Annotated in this window: 15 protein-coding genes; 13 read left to right on the top strand and 2 right to left on the bottom strand. The window is 63.3% G+C overall.

Going from position 1 to position 19,747, the window contains the following annotated elements:
- Positions 1-118 precede the first annotated feature (118 nt).
- From XB14_RS18550 to XB14_RS18490, 13 genes are all read left to right on the top strand, one after another.
- Positions 119-874, top strand: coding sequence for an SDR family NAD(P)-dependent oxidoreductase (locus tag XB14_RS18550; RefSeq protein ID WP_077963087.1), 756 nt, complete (start codon positions 119-121; stop codon positions 872-874).
- A gap of 193 nt (positions 875-1,067) precedes the next feature.
- Complete coding sequence (locus XB14_RS18545) at positions 1,068-2,141, top strand: LacI family DNA-binding transcriptional regulator (RefSeq protein WP_077963086.1); 1,074 nt, start codon at positions 1,068-1,070, stop codon at positions 2,139-2,141.
- A gap of 19 nt (positions 2,142-2,160) precedes the next feature.
- On the top strand, positions 2,161-2,907 hold the full coding sequence (locus XB14_RS18540) for a transporter substrate-binding domain-containing protein (RefSeq protein ID WP_077963085.1): 747 nt from the start codon (positions 2,161-2,163) through the stop codon (positions 2,905-2,907).
- A 79-nt stretch (positions 2,908-2,986) separates the two neighbouring features.
- Positions 2,987-4,642, top strand: a complete 1,656-nt coding sequence (locus XB14_RS18535) for an amino acid ABC transporter permease (protein ID WP_077963084.1) — start codon at positions 2,987-2,989, stop codon at positions 4,640-4,642.
- Entirely contained in the window at positions 4,623-5,315 is a 693-nt protein-coding gene (locus tag XB14_RS18530; RefSeq protein WP_077963083.1) for an SDR family oxidoreductase, read from the top strand. The genes XB14_RS18535 and XB14_RS18530 overlap by 20 nt, the downstream gene beginning before the upstream one ends.
- Positions 5,316-5,328: 13 nt before the next feature.
- Positions 5,329-8,361, top strand: coding sequence for an aminotransferase class III-fold pyridoxal phosphate-dependent enzyme (locus tag XB14_RS18525; RefSeq protein WP_077963082.1), 3,033 nt, complete (start codon positions 5,329-5,331; stop codon positions 8,359-8,361).
- Between the two features lie 195 nt (positions 8,362-8,556).
- Entirely contained in the window at positions 8,557-9,705 is a 1,149-nt protein-coding gene (locus XB14_RS18520; RefSeq protein WP_077963081.1) for an ABC transporter ATP-binding protein, read from the top strand.
- 20 nt (positions 9,706-9,725) lie between these two features.
- The gene (locus tag XB14_RS18515) at positions 9,726-10,955 is read left to right on the top strand and encodes an ABC transporter substrate-binding protein (RefSeq protein WP_077963080.1); all 1,230 of its coding nucleotides are present in this window, start codon (positions 9,726-9,728) and stop codon (positions 10,953-10,955) included.
- A gap of 19 nt (positions 10,956-10,974) precedes the next feature.
- Positions 10,975-11,934, top strand: coding sequence for a carbohydrate ABC transporter permease (locus tag XB14_RS18510; RefSeq protein ID WP_077963079.1), 960 nt, complete (start codon positions 10,975-10,977; stop codon positions 11,932-11,934).
- The gene (locus XB14_RS18505; RefSeq protein WP_077963078.1) at positions 11,927-12,739 is read left to right on the top strand and encodes a carbohydrate ABC transporter permease; all 813 of its coding nucleotides are present in this window, start codon (positions 11,927-11,929) and stop codon (positions 12,737-12,739) included. The genes XB14_RS18510 and XB14_RS18505 overlap by 8 nt, the downstream gene beginning before the upstream one ends.
- A gap of 3 nt (positions 12,740-12,742) precedes the next feature.
- The gene (locus XB14_RS18500; RefSeq protein ID WP_077963077.1) at positions 12,743-14,449 is read left to right on the top strand and encodes an amylo-alpha-1,6-glucosidase; all 1,707 of its coding nucleotides are present in this window, start codon (positions 12,743-12,745) and stop codon (positions 14,447-14,449) included.
- Positions 14,450-14,478: 29 nt separating this feature from the next.
- Positions 14,479-15,513, top strand: coding sequence for a LacI family DNA-binding transcriptional regulator (locus XB14_RS18495; protein WP_077963076.1), 1,035 nt, complete (start codon positions 14,479-14,481; stop codon positions 15,511-15,513).
- Between the two features lie 125 nt (positions 15,514-15,638).
- Complete coding sequence (locus tag XB14_RS18490; RefSeq protein WP_179119612.1) at positions 15,639-17,651, top strand: beta-galactosidase; 2,013 nt, start codon at positions 15,639-15,641, stop codon at positions 17,649-17,651.
- A gap of 105 nt (positions 17,652-17,756) precedes the next feature.
- Here the strand turns inward: XB14_RS18490 and pcaF are convergent, their stop codons facing one another.
- Both pcaF and XB14_RS18480 read right to left on the bottom strand, forming a co-directional pair.
- A complete protein-coding gene (pcaF, locus tag XB14_RS18485; RefSeq protein WP_077963074.1) occupies positions 17,757-18,962 on the bottom strand; it encodes a 3-oxoadipyl-CoA thiolase in 1,206 nt (401 codons plus the stop codon).
- A complete protein-coding gene (locus XB14_RS18480; RefSeq protein ID WP_077963073.1) occupies positions 18,962-19,744 on the bottom strand; it encodes a CoA-transferase subunit beta in 783 nt (260 codons plus the stop codon). The genes pcaF and XB14_RS18480 overlap by 1 nt, the downstream gene beginning before the upstream one ends.
- Positions 19,745-19,747: the final 3 nt, after the last annotated feature.

Genomic DNA, 19,747 nt, shown 5'->3' with positions numbered 1-19,747 from the left:
TCCTGTGTGTTGTTGCGGCAGGGGTCTGGAAGGTGAAGCCCTGAAGTGCATTTGATGAAATGTCTTGCGATATCGTGCGCGTCCGAATAGTCAAAACGTGTAAATTAGGAATGGCAGCATGAATTTAGGCTTCGCTGGCAAGGTAGCGCTCGTGACCGGCGCGGGTTCGGGAATTGGCGCAGCCGTGTGTCGGCAGCTCGCTGCCGAGGGGGCGGAGGTGGTGGCCGCCGACGTTGACGCCGAAGCTGTACGTCAGGTCGTTGCTGAGATTCGCTCGAATGGCGGCGCAGCCCATGATGTCGTCGTCGATGTTGCCGACGCTGCCGCCGTGGAAAAATTGGTGACGTTCGCCGTGCAGACCTGCGGTGGCCTGCATCTGGCGGTCAACAATGCCGGCGTCGACGGCATTCGCAAGGCGACCGCCGACTATCCGCTTGATGGCTGGCACGCATTGATGAACGTGAACCTGCACGGCGTCTTTTACTGCATGAAGTACGAGATCGCGGCCATGGTCGCTCAGGGCGGAGGCGCCATCGTCAACACGTCTTCCATTCTGGGCGCCGTCGCTCTGCCGACTGCCGCCGCCTATACGGCCGCCAAGCATGCAGTGGTCGGGCTGACGAAAGCTGCAGCAATCGAGTATGCCCGAACGGGAATTCGCATCAATGCCGTGGCGCCCGGCTGGATCGATACGCCGCTCTCCGCAGACAATGCGGACGTGGCAAATAATAGGCGCATAATGTCTATGCAGCCGATGGGGCGTCTCGGCACGCCCGATGAGGTCGCTGCCCTGATCTGCTTTCTGTTGTCCGAGCAGGCGAGCTTCGTCACCGGTAGCGTTCACCTCGTCGACGGCGCCTATACGGCGCACTGAGCTAGCCGGATCGCTCAATCATTGAAAATCACTGCCCCGCTGGTCCGGGCCTGTATTGCTGGTTCCGCTCGTGGCAATCGCGCCCATTTGCATGCGCGCCATTCAAAATAAAAACGTTTTTATTTCTCTTGAAAACGTTTTTATTGGCTGTTACCCATATCCCCCAGGAGAAGCCGCGAGCCTGGGAGGGTGCATGGCGACTGAGATGCACAGGGCGCGGCGCACACCGACGCCGACGATCAAGACCCTGGCCGAGATGACGGGCTATTCCATCGCCACGATCTCGAAGGCGTTGCGCGAATCTCCCGTGGTCGCGCCGGCGACCAGAGACATCATCTACAAGGCGGCACGCGAGGTCGGCTATCAGGCGAACGCCCGCGGCATGGCGCTTCGCACCGGCAAGAGCTTCCAGGCGGCGGTGCTGATGCCGGTGACCGCGGCGCGCGACTATGAATGGGACGGCGTCGAATACACCCAGATCCTGAGCGGCATCAGCCAGGCGCTCGAAGGCACGGATTACCGCATGTCCGTGCATGTCATTCGCGATGCGGCCGACGGCGCGGACGCGGCGCGTCGCATCGTCGACCAGGGGCTTGCCGATGGCCTGATCTTCTCCGGCATTCTTGCCGATGACCCGCGCATCGATCTGCTCGTCGCCGAACACTTCCCCTTCGTCTCGATGGGCCGCTGCCGTGGAGATCTCGACTACGCCCATGTCGATATCGACAACGAATGGGCGGCGCATGCGGCGACCGCGCGGCTGATCGCCGGCGGCCATCGCCGCATCGCGCTCGTCAATCCGGAACGGCGGCTTTCCTATGCCCTCGACAGGATCGACGGTTTTGTCCGCGCGTTTCGCGAGGCGGGGCTCGATGCGCCGCTGGACCTGATCGCCGAGGGCGATCTCTCGACCCATTTCGGCCGGCAGACGGTGATCGATTTCCTGCAGCTGGACGATGCCCCAACCGCCTTCGTCTGCATCAACGAATCGACCACGCTCGGCGTGCTCTCGGGGCTCGGAGCCCTTGGACGCCAGGTCGGCGTCGACGTCGACGTCATCGCCTATGACGACATCAACGTCAGTGCCTATTTCACGCCGCCGATTACCACTTTCTACCAGCCGATCGAGGTGCTGGGCCGCACCCTCGGACAGTTCCTGTTGCGCCGCATGGAGGGGGAGGACCCCAAGGCGCTCAGGCAGGTTTTCAGGCCGACACTGATCACGCGCCAGCCCGACAATCTCGGCGGCCGCCTGACCCAAAGTTAATCATCCAAGGAGGAGAACCATGAAAAAACTGATGATTGCCCTGGCTGTAGCAGCCCTTGTTGCGAGCGTGTCCCATGCCGCCGATCTTGGCGGCAAGCTCTTGAAGGTCGGCTCCGACACGACCTCGCCGCCGATGGAGAGCATCGACCCGGCAACCGGACAGGTGGTCGGCTTCGACGTCGATGTCGTCAACGCCGTCTGCGCCAAGATCAACTGCCAGGCCGAATTCGTCACGACAGGCTGGGACGGCATCTTCGCCGCCCTCGACCAGGGCAGCTTCGACCTCGTCGCCTCGGGCGTGTCGATCACCGAGGAGCGCAAGAAGGCGATGGATTTCTCCGACCCCTATATCGTCAACAGCCAGGCCGTGCTGATGCGGGTTGAAGACCAGGGCATCACGCTTGATCGCTTCAAGGATGCCGGGAGAAAGCTCTCCGCCCAGGCGAACACGACGGACGCGCAGGTCGCCGAGAGTGTCGTCGGCAAGGAGAACGTTGCCGCCTACGACACGTTCAGCGCCGCGATCATCGCGCTCAAGAACAAGGACGTCGACGGTGTCGTCATCAACGGTGCGAACGCCGCTGCCTACGAGCGCGAATTCGCAGGTGAACTCGTCGTCGCCATCAAGGACCTCGAATCCGACCCGCTCGGTCTCGTTTTTCGCAAGGGTGACGAAAACGTCGCGGCTTTCAACGAAGGCCTGAAGATGATCAAGGACGACGGCACGCTCGACCAACTCGTCAATAAGTACTGGGGCTTGAAGTAAGCTCGTCATGCCGATCGGACCCGGATCGCGCTAGCGCTCCGGGTCTTCCGTCTGTCTATCAATGCCCCCGGAGGAATGAATGTCGTTCCTGAGAAGCGTGCGTCCGAGCAATCTGATCATCCTGACCGCGCTGCCCTTCATCATCTATCTCTTCATTTCCTCCGGCGACTATCAGCGCTCGCTGCGGGCGATCCTCGGTGTCGAAAACGGTTCGTCCGCTTTCGTGCCCGGCTTCCTGGCGCTCGCGATCGCGTTCGCATCGGGCATTGCGGTGCTCGTGTTTTCGCGCGCCAAGGCGGCGCGCCCGCGGCTGGCCAATGTCGCAGCCGCGCTCAATCTCGCTGCGGCAGCCGTGCTCGTCATCGGGCATAACATCCATCCCTTCGTCGCCTCCGTGGTCGCCAACGGCGTCGATCCGTTCAAGTCGACTCTGATCGTCAAGGGCGTGACGCCGCGGCAATTGACCGAGGCTGCCGACCTCATGGTGCGTGGCGCCGAAGGTTGGCTGTTTCCTGCCTATCTCGTCGTCACGGTGATCGGCCTCGGGCTGCATTTCCTCGGCGGTCGTTCCGATGCCCCGTCGGACGCAAGGACAAGGCGTGTCGCCCGCTGGATCATTGGCCTCGTCAACGGCGCCGGTCTCGCCTTCATCTTCTTCTTCGCCCATATCGCCTTTGCCGCAGGGGTCGCCACCACCATCCGTGCGGCGATCGCCGCCTATATTCTCGCCGCGATCATGGGCCTCGTCTGGGTCGGGTTGCTACAACTGCATTCGACGGTCCGGACCAGCCTCTATTTCGCGATCGCCACCCTTGTGCTGGCCCTTGCTGCCGGCTGGTTCCTGCTGCAGCCGCGCGACACCTATGTGCTGGCCGGCACGCTGGAGGGCAAGGTCGGCATCGTCACCAATACCCCGGCGGGACTGATCAGCGCGGTCCGCTTCGGCCAGTATGACGGCGCGCCGCAGACGGAAACGCCGGTCCGCACCTTCGTCGGCCCCACCGAGGCGCTCGCCTCGATCGCCAAGGGTGAGGGGGTCTCGGCGGCGCTGCTGCCGGCCGCCTCCGCGCCCGCCAATATGCCCGTCCTCTGGCAGACCGAGGCGCTGAACGATCGCGACCGCGCGGCAGGTCTCACCGTTGCCGTACTCTCGATCGTCCTTGGTCTCTTGACCTTCGGCGGCTACCTGCACCAGCGCCATCCGCTCGCGATCGGCTCGGAATTCATCGTCGATACGATCCGCGGCATACCCATGTTGGTGATCGTGCTCTATGTCGGCCTGCCGTTGAGCGGGGCGCTGAAAGACGCGACGCAGGGCGTACTCGATCCACCGAACCTGATGCGCGGCATCGTTGCCATGGCGCTCGCCTACTCGGCCTATCTCGCCGAAATTTTCCGCTCGGGTATCAATGCGATCCCGGTCGGCCAGGTGGAGGCGGCGCGCAGCATCGGCCTCAACCGCTGGCAGACGGCCCGCCTCGTCGTGCTGCCGCAGGCCTTCCGCATCATCATTCCGCCGCTCGGCAACGAGCTGATCGCCATCCTGAAAGACACGTCGCTGTTGTCGATCCTCTCGATCCGCGACATCACCCAGCGCATGCGCGAGTTCCAGTCGGCAAGCTTCCTGCCGTTCGCACCCTATAACTCGGCGGCGATTTTCTACATCTTCCTGACGCTGGCTGCCGCCAGCCTCGTCAACATGGTCGAGCGGAAATATGACATCAAGCACCGCTAGGCGACAGACGGTCCTGATATCAGGTGCCTCCCGCGGGCTCGGCGCGGAACTCGCGCGGCTCTATGCCGAGGATGGCTGGCGGGTGATCGCCTGCGTGCGGGGTGTACCCCCACACGCGAGCGCAGCGGATCGGTATCCGCTTGATGTCGCCAATCCTGCCTCGATCGACACTCTCGCAGAAACGCTCCAAGGCACGGCGATCGATGTGCTGATCAACAACGCGGCCGTGCGCGGCGATACCGGCGGATTGGCGACGCTCGAGGCCGACGACTTTCTCGATGTCATGCGCGTGAATGCTCTCGCACCGCTCCTGGTGACGCGGGCGCTCCTTCCAAGCCTGCGCGCCGGCAGCAATCGGGTCGTCGCCAACATCAGCAGCCGCGCCGGCTCGCTTGCCGAAGGCACGCTCGACGATGATGACGACGACTATGCTTATCGCTGTTCCAAGGCGGCACTGAACATGGCGACGGTCAAGCTCGCGCAGGATCTGAAGAGCGACGGGATTTCCGTCGTCTCGCTGCACCCCGGCTGGGTGCAGACGGACATGGGCGGCAGCGATGCGGTCGTGTCTGTCGCCGACAGCGCGGCAGGCCTGAAGGCAATCATCGACAAGGCGGATCTGGCCGCCAGCGGCAGTTTCCGCGCCTATGACGGGCAGCGGGTTTCGTGGTGACAGGACAGAGAAAATGGCAGACAGAGATTTGAGAACCGAGCAGGAACTGGCGACGATCCGCGCCTGGCTCAAGGAGACCTACGGCATCGAGGCAAGCCTCTCGCCGCTGCCGGGCGAGCACGATCTCAACTATCGCGTCTCTGCTGCCAATGGCCAGGAATACCTTTTGAAGTTGCACGCGGCCGGCGATGCGGACGAACTCGACATGCAGGTGGCGGTGCTTGAACACCTGGCCGCCAAGGCGTCGGCTCTGCCGATCTCTCGGGCGTATCGCAATCTCTCCGCTGGCGTTACCAGCAAGATCGAGCTCCGCGGCATCCGCACTGCGCGGCTTCTCTCGTGGCTGCCCGGCGACATCTGGGCGAAGGCGCCGTTGCACGATACGGCGAGTGCCGAAAGCCTCGGCCGACTGCTGGCCGGCCTCGACCGTAGCCTAGAGGGTTTCTCCCATGCCGGCGCCAAGCGCCTCTACGCCTGGGATATCGGCCGAGCCGACATGCATCGCAAGCACGTGGAGCTGATAGGCGGTGCCGACAAGCGCGCGGCAGTCGGCACGATCCTCGACCATTTCGCGTCGACGGTCCTGCCGCGCCTGACGACCTGCCCGATGCAGGTCATTCACAACGACGCCAACGATTACAATGTGCTGCTCGACAAGGACGGTACGGTCAGCGGCCTGCTCGACTTCGGCGACATGGTCGAGACTTTTCGCGTGATCGAAATCGCCGTCGCTTCGGCCTATGCGCTGATCGGTTCTACAGATCCGGTTGGCACCATCGCGGCGATTGCGGGTGCGTACCACGAGGTCAATCCCTTGAGCGAGACGGAAGTCGAGCTGGTCTTCGATCTTGTCCTAACGCGCTATGCTGTCAGCATGTGCATGGCGGCAAAGCAGATCCGCGAAAACCCTGAGAATACCTATCTGCTCGTCAGCCAGGAGGATGTCTGGCGCGAGCTGAACCGCCTGCAGGGCGAGAACCGTGCGATCGCCGGCGCGCGCATCCGCGATGCCTGCGGCCTGGCGCCGATCGCACATGCCGCGGCCGTCGTGCGCTGGCTCGAAAAGAGCGCGCATGACTTTGCGCCGATCGTCCGACCCGAAAATGCCAGACCCAAGGTCGCCGTGTTTGATTTCTCGGCCGCGGGGTCGGAGGCTGCGCAATGGGCCAGCCTCGATGCGGCGCAGGCCGAGGCGCGGATCATGGCGCAAATCGGCAGCGAGCATGCCGCCTTCGGCATCGGCCTTTATGGCGAAGACCGCGGGATCTACCAGGGCGATGCCTATGAAACGACCGTCGAGGGCGCACGTCGCTCAGTGCATCTCGGCGTCGATATCTTCGCGCCGGCCGGCGAGCCGGTCTTCGCACCCTTTGCCGGCAGGGTCGCCTTCATCCATGACGACGCTGTCGCCTATGGCTTCGGCCCGACGGTGCTGCTCGAACACGGGACTGAAGGCGGCGTTCGCTTCTGGACGCTTTACGGTCACCTGTCGCGCGAAAGCGTAGCCAGCCTTTCCGAGGGACAGTCGGTCGCCAAGGGCGAGGCTTTCGCCGCCTTCGGTTCCGCGGAAGAGAACGGCAATTGGGCCCCGCATCTGCATTTCCAGATCGTCACCGATCACCTCGGTCTCGGCGGTCGCATGCACGGCGTCGGCGTGCGCGACCAATGGCAGGTGTGGCGCGAGGTAAGCCCGGACCCGAGTGTGGTGCTCGGGCTTTCGGTTCCGGTGTCGGTGATCGTGCCGCGTGACAAGGAATTCCTGGTGCGCGAGCGCCATCGCCGGATCGGCCGGTCGCTGAGCATCGCCTATAGCGCTGCACCCCTGAAGATCGTCGGCGGCGAGGGCGCGCATCTGATCGACGAGGAGGGGACGCGCTGGCTCGACATGGTCAACAATGTCTGCCACGTCGGCCATTGCCATCCGCGTGTCGTCAAGGCCGCACAGGCGCAGATGCAGCGGCTGAACACCAATTCGCGCTATTTGCACGATTCGCTGGTCGAGTACTCCCGTCGCCTCGCCGCGCAGTTCCCGGATCCGCTGAACGTCTGCTTCTTCGTCAATTCGGGCAGCGAGGCCAATGATCTCGCGATCCGGTTGGCGCGCGCCTATACCGGCAATCGCGACGTCATCACCGTCGATCATGCCTATCACGGCCATCTGTCGAGCCTGATCGACGTCAGCCCCTACAAGTTCGCCGGCAAGGGCGGCGAAGGGCAGGCGTCGCATGTAAAGGTCGCCGAGATGCCGGATCTCTATCGCGGGCGCTATCGCTACGGCGATGCGGATGCCGGCCGGAAATATGCCGAGGACGTGCGTAACCAGGTCGCGGCTCTTGCTGCCGATGGCCGCCGCCCGGCGCTGTTCTTCAGCGAAGGCATTCTTGGCACCGGCGGCCAGCTTTCGCTGCCGGAAGGCTATCTGCGTGAGGCCTATGCGCATGTGCGCGCCGCCGGCGGCCTCTGCCTTGCCGACGAGGTGCAGGTCGGTTTCGGCCGCGTCGGCAGCCACATGTGGGCGCATGAGTTGCAGGGTGTTACCCCTGATATCGTCACCATGGGCAAGCCGATCGGCAACGGCCATCCCATGGCGGCCGTCGTGACGACCGAGGCGATCGCCGCCTCGTTTGCCAATGGCATGGAGTACTTCAACACCTTCGGCGGCAATCCGGTCTCGGCCGAGATCGGTCTCGCCGTGCTCGACGTCATTCGCGACGAGCGGCTGATGCATCATTGCCGCGTCGTCGGCGACTGGCTGATGGATGGCGCGCGGGCGCTTGCTAGCAAGCATACGATCATCGGCGATGTCAGAGGTCATGGTCTCTTCAACGGCATCGAGCTGGTGCGCGACCGCGAGACGCTGGAGCCGGCAGCGCGCGAACTCGATTTCGTCATTGCCGAGATGAAGCGCAAGTACCGCATTCTGCTCAGCAGCGAGGGGCCGCACCACAATGTGCTGAAGGTCAAGCCGCCGGCGCCCTTCAGTGCCGAGGATTGCGACTATTTCCTCAACGCGTTGGACGATACGCTAGGGCGTCTAAACGTCTGAGATAAAAGGTCAAAACGGTCGCCTTCGGGCGGCCGTTTTGCTGCCGAACATGGCCTTCAACAGCAAAATCTGATCGACGCGATTTTTCCCTTTACAAGAAAGTTAAACGTTTTTATCGTGTATATAAACGTTTAACTTGATGCTGCGCTTGAGCCCTTGGCCCGGTCGCAGCGCTCCGCCGGCAGGGAGGGCCCGTTGGCAGCGATCCGTATCGACAATTTGCGCAAAGGCTTCGGTTCGCTTGAAGTCTTGAAGGGTATCAACCTCGATATCGCCGACGGCGAGTTCGTCTGCTTCCTCGGCCCGTCGGGCTGCGGCAAGAGCACGCTGCTGCGCTCTATCGCCGGTCTCGAGGATCTGGATGGCGGTTCCATCCATCTTGGCGAGCGCGATATCACCGATGTCGCCTCGGCCAAGCGCGACATCGCCATGGTCTTCCAGAATTACGCGCTCTACCCGCACATGAACGTGCGCAAGAACCTGTCCTTCGGCCTGGCGCTGAATGGCATGAAGCGAGACGAGATCGACCGTCGGGTCGACAATGCCGCCGACATCCTGCGCATCAAGGAACTGCTCGCTCGCAAGCCTCGCCAGCTCTCGGGCGGTCAGCGCCAGCGCGTGGCGATCGGCCGCGCGATCGTTCGCGAACCGAAACTCTTCCTGCTCGACGAGCCGCTGTCGAACCTCGACGCGGGTCTGCGCGTCACCATGCGCGTCGAACTCGCGGCGCTGCATGAACGCCTCGGCGTGACGATGATCTATGTGACCCACGACCAGGTGGAAGCGATGACGCTGTCCGATCGTGTCGTGGTGCTCGACAAGGGCAAGGTCAGCCAGTTCGGCACGCCGCTCGAACTGTTCTATCAGCCGGCCAACCTGTTCGTCGCCGGCTTCATCGGCTCGCCGCGCATGAATTTCGTCACGACCGAAGTGACCGGGCAGGTCGGTGCGTCGGTGACGCTCAATGGCGGTGGTCTCGCCCATCCGCTGACGCTTGAGATGATGGCGGCAGCGCCGATTGCCAAGCCCAAGTCGGTCACCCTCGGTATCCGTCCGGACAAGATCGAGTTGGTCTCGGCCGAAGAAGGCCATCTCGTCGGCGACGTGCGGCTGGTCGAACGGCTCGGCACCGAGAGCCACGTCCATATTAGCCTTGAGAACGGTGGCGATATGACCGCTGTCGTGCGTGGCACGCATCCGGTTTCCGCCCGCGAGCGCGTGCACCTGCGCTTGGCCGCCGAGCATTGCCATCTCTTCGACGGCGACGGCCAGGCGGTTGTGCGGCGTCTCGATGCCGAGACGCAGGCGCTCATCAATCAGGAAAAGGCAAAGCGGGTCGCGTGACCCGAATGAGGAGGAGAAGCATGCTCAACAGGAAGTCGATCATCGGCTCGCTGATGGTTCTGGCAATGGCCGGAACCGCCACGGCCCGCGCGGAAGAAGTGCTGCGCTTTGCGACCTGGGACACGGACGAAAGCCTGGCGATCCAGCAGGAAATCGCCAAGAAGTTCGAGGAAAAGCACCCGGGCGTGAAGGTCCAGGTCGAGCCCTATGCGGATGGCTACGATCAGAAGCTGATCGCCGCCTTCGGCGCCGGCAACCCGCCTGACGTCATGTATATGTGGAACTTCCCACAATACTACACGTCGCTGAAGCCGCTCGATGACCTGATCGCCAAGGACGCGGCCGAGATCAAGCCGGACGATTTCCCACAGGGGCTGATGAACACGGTGCGCGTCGAGGGCAAGACCTACGGCATGCCGTCAGGTTTCACCACGCAAGTGGTCTTCTACAACAAGGACATGTTCGCCAAGGCCGGCGTCGAGGAGCCGAAGGACGGCTGGACCTGGGACGACCTGCGCGCCAAGGCGGCCAAGTTCCGCGACGAGCCGAACAAGGTCTACGGTTTCGCCGTCGACGCCAAGCCGGATCCTTACGACTTCGAGCAGTTCCTCTGGTCGAACGGCACCAAGTACATCTCCGACGACGGCAAGAAGATCGACGGCTACATGAACAGCGATGCGGCAGCGCAAGTGCTCGACATGTTCGGCGACATGGCCAAGAAGCAGGAAGCGATCACGCTGAACCTCGGCGACGACACGACCGGCAGCACGCTGTTCAAGGGCGGCAAGATCGCGATGTTCCAGAGCGCCATGTGGTCGAAGTCCGGCATCGACGCGTCCGGCATCAAGTATGGCGTGGCACCGCTGCCGAAGTTCGGCGACAAGACGGCGCATTCGGCGCTCGGCGTCTCGGCGATCTCGATCGCCAAGGATGCGGCGCATCCGGACCTCGCCTGGGAATTCGTCAAGTTCTTCTCTTCGCCCGAAGCGGTCGCCATGCGCATCAACGACCTGCCGGTGCGCACCAGCGTCGCGGAAGAAAAGGGCATGACCAAGGATCCGGTCTACAAGCCCTTCTTCGACATTCTCGCCACCTCGAACACCGAGACCCATGCGTTCCTGAAGAACGCCAACTGGGGCAAGGTCCAGGACAATCTCGCCCGCGCCATCGAGGCGACGATGATCGACCAGGGCAATGCCAAGCAGCATCTCGACGATGCGGTCAACCGCTCCAAGCGTCTGATGAAGTAAGAAAAGGGAGCCCGGGGAGATGGACATGTCCTATGCAACAGCCGCAGTGCCGGTCGTGGCCAAGCGCAAGCGCTCGGCCTTCGCTCGCCACATCGTCGCCTATCTGTTCATCTCCCCGTGGATCCTCGGGTTCCTGTTCTTCACCCTCGGCCCGCTCGTCTTCTCGCTGACGATGAGCTTCTACGATTGGCCGGTCGTCGGCGAGCGCAGCTTCGTCGGCCTCGAGAACTATCGCTCCATGCTGTTCGAGGACCCGCAATTCTGGGAGAGCCTCTGGATCACGGTGAAGTTTGCCGCGATCTACGTGCCGTTCAACATCGTCATGTCGTTCCTCCTGGCGTTGATGCTGCACCACATCACCTTTGCCAGCGGCTTCTTCCGCACCGCCTTCTACCTGCCGAGCGTCATTTCCGGCGTCGCGCTGGTGACGATCTGGAGCTGGATCTACAGCCGTGAATACGGCCTTCTGAACTTCATGCTGTCCTTTATCGGCATCGACGGGCCGAACTGGCTCGGCGATCCGAACCTCGCGATCGTCGCCATCATCATCGCCAGCCTCTGGGGCCTTGGCGGCACCATGTTGATCTTGCTCACCGGTCTCAAGGCGATCCCGAAGGAACTCTATGAGGCGGCGACCGTCTCGGGCGTTCCCGGCTGGGCGCAGATGGTCTTCATCACGCTGCCGATGCTCGGCCCGATGCTGCTTTTCACCTTCATCACCTCGATCATCTCGGCCTTCCAGCAGCTGACGATCGCGCTGCTCCTGACCAAGGGCGGACCGCTCGGCTCCACCTATTTCTTCGCCATGTACATCTACGACAACGCCTTCAAGTATTTCGACATGGGCTACGCCGCCGCCGGCTCCTGGGTGATGTTCATCATCGTGCTTCTGCTCAGCCTCGGCGTCATGCGCTGGTCGGCCGCCTGGGTCTATTACGAAGGCGAAGTCCGCCAGAACGATGGAGAGCACAATGCGTAAGACGCTGCTCTATTCCGCGCTCATCCTGCTCTCGGCGCTGTTCGTCGCGCCGTTCTACTGGACCTTCATGACGGCCATCAAAAGCTCCGCCGAGCTTTACCAGTTCCCGCCGGTCTTCTGGCCGTCCGAATGGCACTGGGAGAATTTTGCCGCCGCCTGGAACAAGCAGCCCTTCGGCACCTACCTCACCAACTCGGTGATCGTGGTGGTGCTGTCGACCATCGGCCAGCTGATCTCCTCGTCGCTGGTCGCCTATGGCTTCGCCCGCTTCCGCTTTCCCGGCCGCGACCCGCTGTTCATCCTGCTGCTCGCGACCATGATGATCCCGTGGGACGTGAAGATGATCCCGCTCTACATGGAGTTCAACCTGCTCGGCTGGATCAACACGTTGAAGCCGCTGATCGTGCCGGCCTATTTCGCCGACGCCTTCTTCGTCTTCCTGCTCCGGCAATACATCATGACCGTGCCTGTCGAAATCGACGAGGCCGCGCGCATGGATGGCGCCAACGCCTTCGACATCTACTGGCGCATCCACCTGCCGCTGATGATGCCGGCGCTGGTGCTGGTCGGCACCTTCCATTTCATGAACGCGTGGAACGACTATCTCGGTCCGTTGATCTTCCTCAACGACCAGTCGAAATACACGCTCACGCTCGGGCTTTCGATGTTCAAGGGCCTGCACGAGGTGGACGTGACCTCGATCGCCGCGATCACCGTCATCCTCTGCCTGCCGCCGCTCGCCCTCTTCTTCGTCGCCCAGCGCTACATCATGGATGGCGCGGTCGGCTCGTCGGTGAAGGGATAAGGGATGCTGTTCGATATCGACTTCGTCCCCTTCAGCCGCAGGGGCCGGTTCCTGACGCTCTCGATGATGCGCGTGCCGGGCCGTGACGAGGAGCGGGCGCTTTATCTGCGCCACGTTGCCGGTGGTGACGAGCGGCCATCACTCGGTCGCCTCTGCCGCGTCGAGTTTCTCGATGCAGCGGGTAAGACCGCGACGCCCGTGCTCGTGCTTTCCCCGGAACGACTCGACGCACGCGTCGGTGACGGCGAAGTCACCTTCGTCATCGGTGAAGGGGAACGGCTGCACATCGCGGGACAACGGGCGGGCGTGCGCTTCCATCTCGAAGGTTCGCGCTACGACTACGTCTACCGCACGCCAAACGGCGAGGATTGCCTGGTCGCGGCGGTCGAGAACGTCAAGTTCATCCCGCGGGCGATCGCTGGCGAGCTGACCGTCACCGGCGCCTGGCAGCGCGACCATTCCGAAGACGTGTCCTTCACCTTCTCGGGGGTGAATGCCTTCGAGGGCAATGTCGATTTCTTCCGTACAGTTCCGCCAGTCGATCGGCCCGGCCGTTTCGCCGAGGCGCTTTCGGGTGCGACGGCCGAGTTTTCTGAATGGCACGCACGCGTTCCCAAGGGCGTCCAAGGCCAGGATGAGGCACACCTGTTGGCGAGCTATCTGCTCTGGGCGAACGGCGTTCCGGCCGGTGGCGCGCTGACGCGGCCGGCGATCTATATGTCGAAGAACCACATGATCAACATCTGGAGCTGGGACAACGCCTTTTCGGCGCTGGGCGTCGCCGCCTTCGACCCGGATCTTGCCTTCGACCAGTTCGCAGTGATCTTCGACCACCAGGACGCGTCCGGCCTGCTGCCTGATTACATCAACGACCGCGACGTGCTCTTCGCCTTCACCAAGCCGCCGGTGCATGGCTGGGCGGTATCGCTGATTGCCGCGGCTGATCCGAGCTTCCTCACAGTAGAGCGCAGATCCTACCTGCGCGACGCGATCGGCAAGCAGGTCGATTACTGGCTGACCTATGGTCGCAAGTATGCGGCGAGCCTGCCGTCCTATTTCCACGGCAACGACAGCGGCTGGGACAACGCCACCTTCTTTGCCGAAGGCGGCCCGGTGATCTCGCCGGATCTGCCCGTTTTCCTGATCCTTGCCTGCGAGGCATTGGCCGAGCTTCTTGAAGACGATCGAGAACGCCGGGCGGTGTGGCGGCAGAAGGCCGACGCGCTGCAGGGACTGCTGTTCGAGCGCCTCTGGACCGGCGAGACCTTTGGCGCCCGGCTCGCTGCGGATCCGGAGCGGATCTTGCCAGGCGAAAACCTCATCCAGTTCATGCCGCTGCTGCTCGGCGCGCGTCTGACCCCCGACATGCGCGAAAAGCTTGTGGCGCGGCTTGTCGCCGGTGGTTTCATCACCGAATGGGGCCCTGCGACCGAAAGGCCGAAAAGTTCCTTCTATGAGGATGACGGCTATTGGCGTGGGCCGATCTGGGCGCCGACCACGCTGCTTCTCTGGGACGGCCTTCGCCGGCAAGGGCAGATTGAACTGGCGGATGAGGTCGCGGAAAAGTTCTGTTCACTTGCCAGCAAAAGCGGTATGGCCGAAAACTTCGACGCGCGCTCGGGGAGGGGCCTTCGCGATCGCGCATTCGCCTGGACATCCGCAGTCTATCTTCAGCTGGCGGCATCGCTCAGCCGAACCAAATCATCGTGATCTAGCAACCCGTGACGAGCAGAACCGCCATGCAGAGACCGACGATCAAGACCATCGCGCAGGAGACGGGGCTTTCCATCGCCACGGTTTCCAAGGCCCTGAAGCATTCGCCTCAGGTTCGCCCGGAGACGCGCGCGATCGTGATCGAGGCGGCCGAACGCGTCGGCTACGAACTGAACATGCACGGCGTGCAGTTGCGCACCGGCAAGACCTACCAGGTCGCAGCCATCATGACGGCGCCCGGCCCGAAGCAGAACGAATGGGAAGGCGTCGAATACGCCCAGCTCTTGAGCGGCATTTCCTGGGCGCTGGAAGACAGCCCCTATCGCGTCTCGCTCTATGCCGTCCGGAATTTCGAGGAGAGCCAGGCGGTCATCAAGCAGATCGTTTCGCTGAAGAAGGCCGACGGCATCATCATCTCGGGCACCCGCGCCGACGATCCCCGCATCCGCACGATGCAGGCGGCCGATTTCCCCTTCGTCACCTATGGCACCAGCATCCACAACGCGCCGCATGCCTATGTCGATGCCGACAACGAGCAGATGATCCGGGTGTCGATGGCGCGGCTCACCGAGCGCGGCCACCGCCGCATCGCATTGCTCAATCCGCTCTCGGACTTAAGCTACGGCATCACCCGGCTCGAAGCCTACAAACGTGCCCTTGAAGTCGCTGGTCTCGCTTACGATCCGGCACTCGTCGCCCATGGCCGCCTGACGCCGGCCTTCGGCCGCGAGAACGTGCTGACGATGTCGGAGCTCAGCAATGCGCCGACCGCCTATATCTGCGCCAACGAAGCCTCCGCACTCGGTGCCTTCTCCGGCTTCCACGAGCGCGGGCTGGTGCATGGCCGCGACGCGGTGATCAACGCCACCGACGATCTCAACGTCAGCCAGTACTTCGCGCCGCCGATCACCACCTATTACCTGCCGATCAGCGAACCGAGCAGCCTGCTCGGCGCCTATATCCTCAGGCGCATGGAGGGCGAGCCGCCGGAGGCGCTGCAGACGCTGCTCATGCCGAACCTGATCGAGCGCTGCGACGACCGCTTGAACCCGAACCGTTGACGAATTTCTCGCCCGTTTAGGGCGCCCGTTCATGTCCTTGAATATAAACGTTTATATTTGAGGGCGCACTGACAAAACCCGAGGCCGGAACCAACCAGCCGAATGAAATGACAAGGACCGGACCCGTGCACATGCCCATGACCAGAACCAACCGCTTCAACGCCAAGGAACAGCGGACCGACATGCTGGAGCTCGGCGTCTGCTACTATCCGGAGCAGTGGCCGCGCGCGAAGTGGGAAGAGGACGCGCGCCGCATGGTCGAGCTCGGCCTTGCCTGGGTACGCATCGGCGAATTCGCCTGGGCGAAGATCGAGCCGCGTCCGGGCGAATTCCATTGGCAATGGCTGGATGAGGCGATCGAAGTGCTCGGCGATGCCGGCCTCAAGGTGATCCTGGGAACACCGACCGCCGCACCGCCGAAGTGGCTGATCGACCGCTATCCGGACATTCTGCCCGTCGATGTCAACGGCGTGGTGCGCAAGTTCGGCGCCCGTCGCCACTACTGCTTCTCCAGCCGCCGCTACCGCATCGAGGCGGCACGGATTTCCGATGCCATGGCCGAGCGCTACGGCAAGAACATCTTCGTGCACGCCTGGCAGACCGATAACGAGTACGGCGACCACGACACGATCTACAGCTATTCCGATGAGGCGCTGCGCGCTTTCCGTGAATGGCTCAAGGCCCGCTACGGCACGGTCGAGGAACTGAACCGCGCCTGGGGCACGGCCTTCTGGGCGATGAACTACCTGACCTTCGACGAGGTCGAGCTTCCCAACAACCTCGTGGAAGAGCCGAGCCCGACCCATATCGTCGACTACATCCGCTTCTCTTCCGACCAGGTGAAGAGCTTCAACAAGGCGCAGGTCGATATCATCCGCAAGCACTCGCCGGGCCGGCCGGTGACGCACAATTTCATGTCGCAGAACACCGACTTCGACCACTACAAGGTCGGCGAGGACATCGATATCGCTTCCTGGGACGTCTATCCGATGGGCGGGCTGCTGAACGGCCGCCTGTCCTCTGAAGACAAGGGCCGCTATCTGCGCGTCGGCGATCCGGACCAGCCGGCCTTCAACCACGATCTCTACCGCGCCGTCGGCAGCGGCCGCGTCTGGGTGATGGAGCAGCAGCCGGGCCCGGTGAACTGGGCCTCGCACAACCAGTCGCCGGCCGACGGCATGGTCCGGCTCTGGACCTGGCTTGCCTATGCCCACGGCGTCGACATGGTCTCCTATTTCCGCTGGCGCCAGGTGCCGTTTGCGCAGGAGCAGTTCCATGCGGGCCTGCTGCTGCCGAACAGCGAGGCCGACCAGGGCTATCTCGAAGTCGCGCAGGTCGCCGAGGAAATGAAGCGGCTGCCGAAGGGCGAACGCCGCGAGAAGGCCAAGGTCGCGATCCTGCTCGACTACACTTCGCGCTGGGCGACCCGCGCGCTGCCGCAGGGCCGCACCTATCTGGCCTCGCAGATCGCGCTCGACTGGTATTCGACCGTTGCCCGCTTCGGCGTCGACGTCGACATCATCGGCCAGCATTCGGACCTCGACGGCTACCAGCTCGTCCTGGCACCTGACCTCGTCATTCCGGAGCAGGCCTTCGTTCAGAAGCTTGCGGCGTCCGGCACCAAGGTGCTCTTTGGACCGCGCAGCGGCAGCAAGACCGAGGACATGCATATCCCCGAGGGCCTGCCGCCGGGGCCGCTCGCATCGCTGATCGATGTCAGCGTCGCGCGTGTCGAGTCGCTTCCGGAATTCCATGCCGAAAGCGTGCTCTACGGCAACGAGACCTATCCGGCCGGAGTCTGGCGCGAGACGGTTCGCACCAACGAAACCGTGCTTGCGACCTTCGAGGGCGACTATCGCAATGGCGCTCCGGCGCTCGTCGGCAACGACAAGGCACGCTACATGGCAACGGGTGCACGCGGCGAGCTCCTGGACAAGGTGATTGGCGATGCGCTCGGCTGGGCTTCGGTGGAAGCGCTGGCCGATCTTGGCGATCTGCGCATCACCCGCCGCGGCAAGCTCACTTTCGCCTTCAACTACGGCAAGACGGCCGTGGACGTGCCGGCGTCTGCGGGCGCAACCTTCCATGTCGGTGGCCGCAAGCTCGGCCCGGTCGACGTCGCGATCTGGACGGAGTGATCGGAAGGCGGGTTATCGCCCGCCGACCGACCGGTAGCACCTAAAAGCAAAGAGCTCGGCTTTGGAAACAGGCCGGGCTCTTTGCGTTTCGTACTTTTTCCGTGGTCAGGCGCGTTCCAGCGCGATGGCGATGCCCTGGCCGACGCCGATGCACATGGTCGAGAGCGAGTAGCGCCCGCCCGTTTCCTGCAGCTCGAGTGCTGCCGTGCCGGTGATGCGGGCGCCGGACATGCCGAGTGGGTGGCCGAGCGCGATCGCCCCGCCGTTGCGGTTGACGCGCGGGTCGTCGTCGGCAATGCCGAGGTCGCGAAGCGTGGCGAGCCCCTGTGAGGCAAAGGCCTCGTTGAGTTCGATGACGTCGAATTGCGCCTGCGTGAGACCGAGGCGGGCCATCAGCTTCTTCGATGCCGGAGCGGGGCCGAAGCCCATGATGCGAGGCGGTACGCCGGCGGTGGCACCGCCGAGAATGCGGGCAATCGGCCGCAATCCGTATTTCTTCGCCGCCGCTTCCGAGGCGATGATCAGCGCCGTCGCGCCGTCGTTGACGCCGGAGGCATTGCCGGCGGTCACCGTGCCGCCTTCCTTTTTGAAGGGCGTGCCGAGCTTGGCGAGCGCTTCCGTGGTGGTTGCGCGCGGATGCTCGTCGCGATCGACGACGACAGGCTCGCCCTTGCGCTGCGGGATCGTCACCGAAACGATCTCCTTGGCCAGCCGGCCATTGGCCTGCGCGGCCGCTGCCTTTGCCTGGCTGCGCACAGCAAACGCATCCTGGTCTTCGCGGCTGACGTGAAAGTCAGCCGCGACGTTCTCGCCCGTCTCCGGCATGGAATCGACGCCATATTGCTTCTTCATCAGGGGATTGATGAAGCGCCAGCCGATGGTCGTGTCGTAGATTTCGGCGTTGCGCGAAAAGGCGGTGTCGGCCTTCGGCATCACGAAGGGCGCGCGTGACATGCTCTCGACGCCACCGGCGATCATCAGCTCGGCTTCGCCCGACTTGATGGCGCGCGCTGCGGTGATGACGGCATCCATGCCGGAGCCGCAAAGCCGATTGATCGTCGTGCCGGTGACGCCGACCGGCAGGCCGGCCAGCAGCAGCGACATGCGCGCGACGTTGCGGTTGTCCTCGCCCGCCTGGTTGGCGCAGCCGAAGATCACGTCGTCGACCGCGTCCCAGTCGACGTCGGCGTTGCGTTCGAGGAGTGTCTTGAGTGGGATTGCACCGAGGTCATCGGCGCGGACGGACGAGAGACTGCCGCCGAACCGGCCAATCGGGGTGCGGATATAGTCGCAGATGAAAGCCTCGGCCATCACGCAGCCTCCTTGTTGCCCTGATGCGCCTTCTTGGTGCGGGCATTGATGTCGCGAAGGGTCGTCAGTTCCAGCGCCGTCGGCGGCGGGGTTTCGATGACTTGATCGGCGAACTTGATCGTCCAGCCGCAATTCTCGACGATCTGCTCGCGGGTAACGCCCGGATGGATCGAAACGACTGTCAGTTCCTTGGTTTGCGGATCCGGTTCGAGGATGCAGAGGTCGGTAATGACGCGGGTCGGCCCCTTGGTCTTCATGCCCAGCCGTTCGCGGTGATTGCCGCCTTCGCCATGGCCCATGGAGGTGATGAAGGGCAGCTTCTCGACGAAACCACGCTTCGACAGCGCCATGGTGATGAAGATGCGGCCACAATTGGAGGCGATCTCCGGCGCGCCGCCGCCGCCCGGTAGTCGCACCTTCGGATGGTCATACGGGCCGACGACCGTGGTGTTGAGATTGGCGAACCTGTCGATCTGGGCGCCGCCGAGGAAGCCGGTGGTGATGCGGCCACCCTGCAGCCAATAACGGAACATTTCGGGCACCGAGACGGTAAAGAGCGCGGTGTCGCAGAGTTCGCCGTCGCCGATCGAGAGCGGCAGCACGTCCGGCTTGGTTCCGACCGTGCCGCTCTCGTAGATCAGCGTGATATCCGGCGCATGGGTCAGCCGCGCGACGTTGCAGGCGGCCGAAGGCGCACCGATGCCAACGAAGCAGACGTCGTCGTTCGAAAGCGCCCGGGCGGCGGCAATCGTCATCATTTCAGTGGGGGTAAAATCGCTCATCCT

The sequence above is a fragment of the Ensifer adhaerens genome (assembly GCF_002007205.1).
Lineage (GTDB): Bacteria > Pseudomonadota > Alphaproteobacteria > Rhizobiales > Rhizobiaceae > Ensifer > Ensifer adhaerens_D.
The sequence above is the reverse complement of the archived record's forward strand: the minus strand, read 5'-3'. Positions and strand labels throughout refer to the sequence as shown.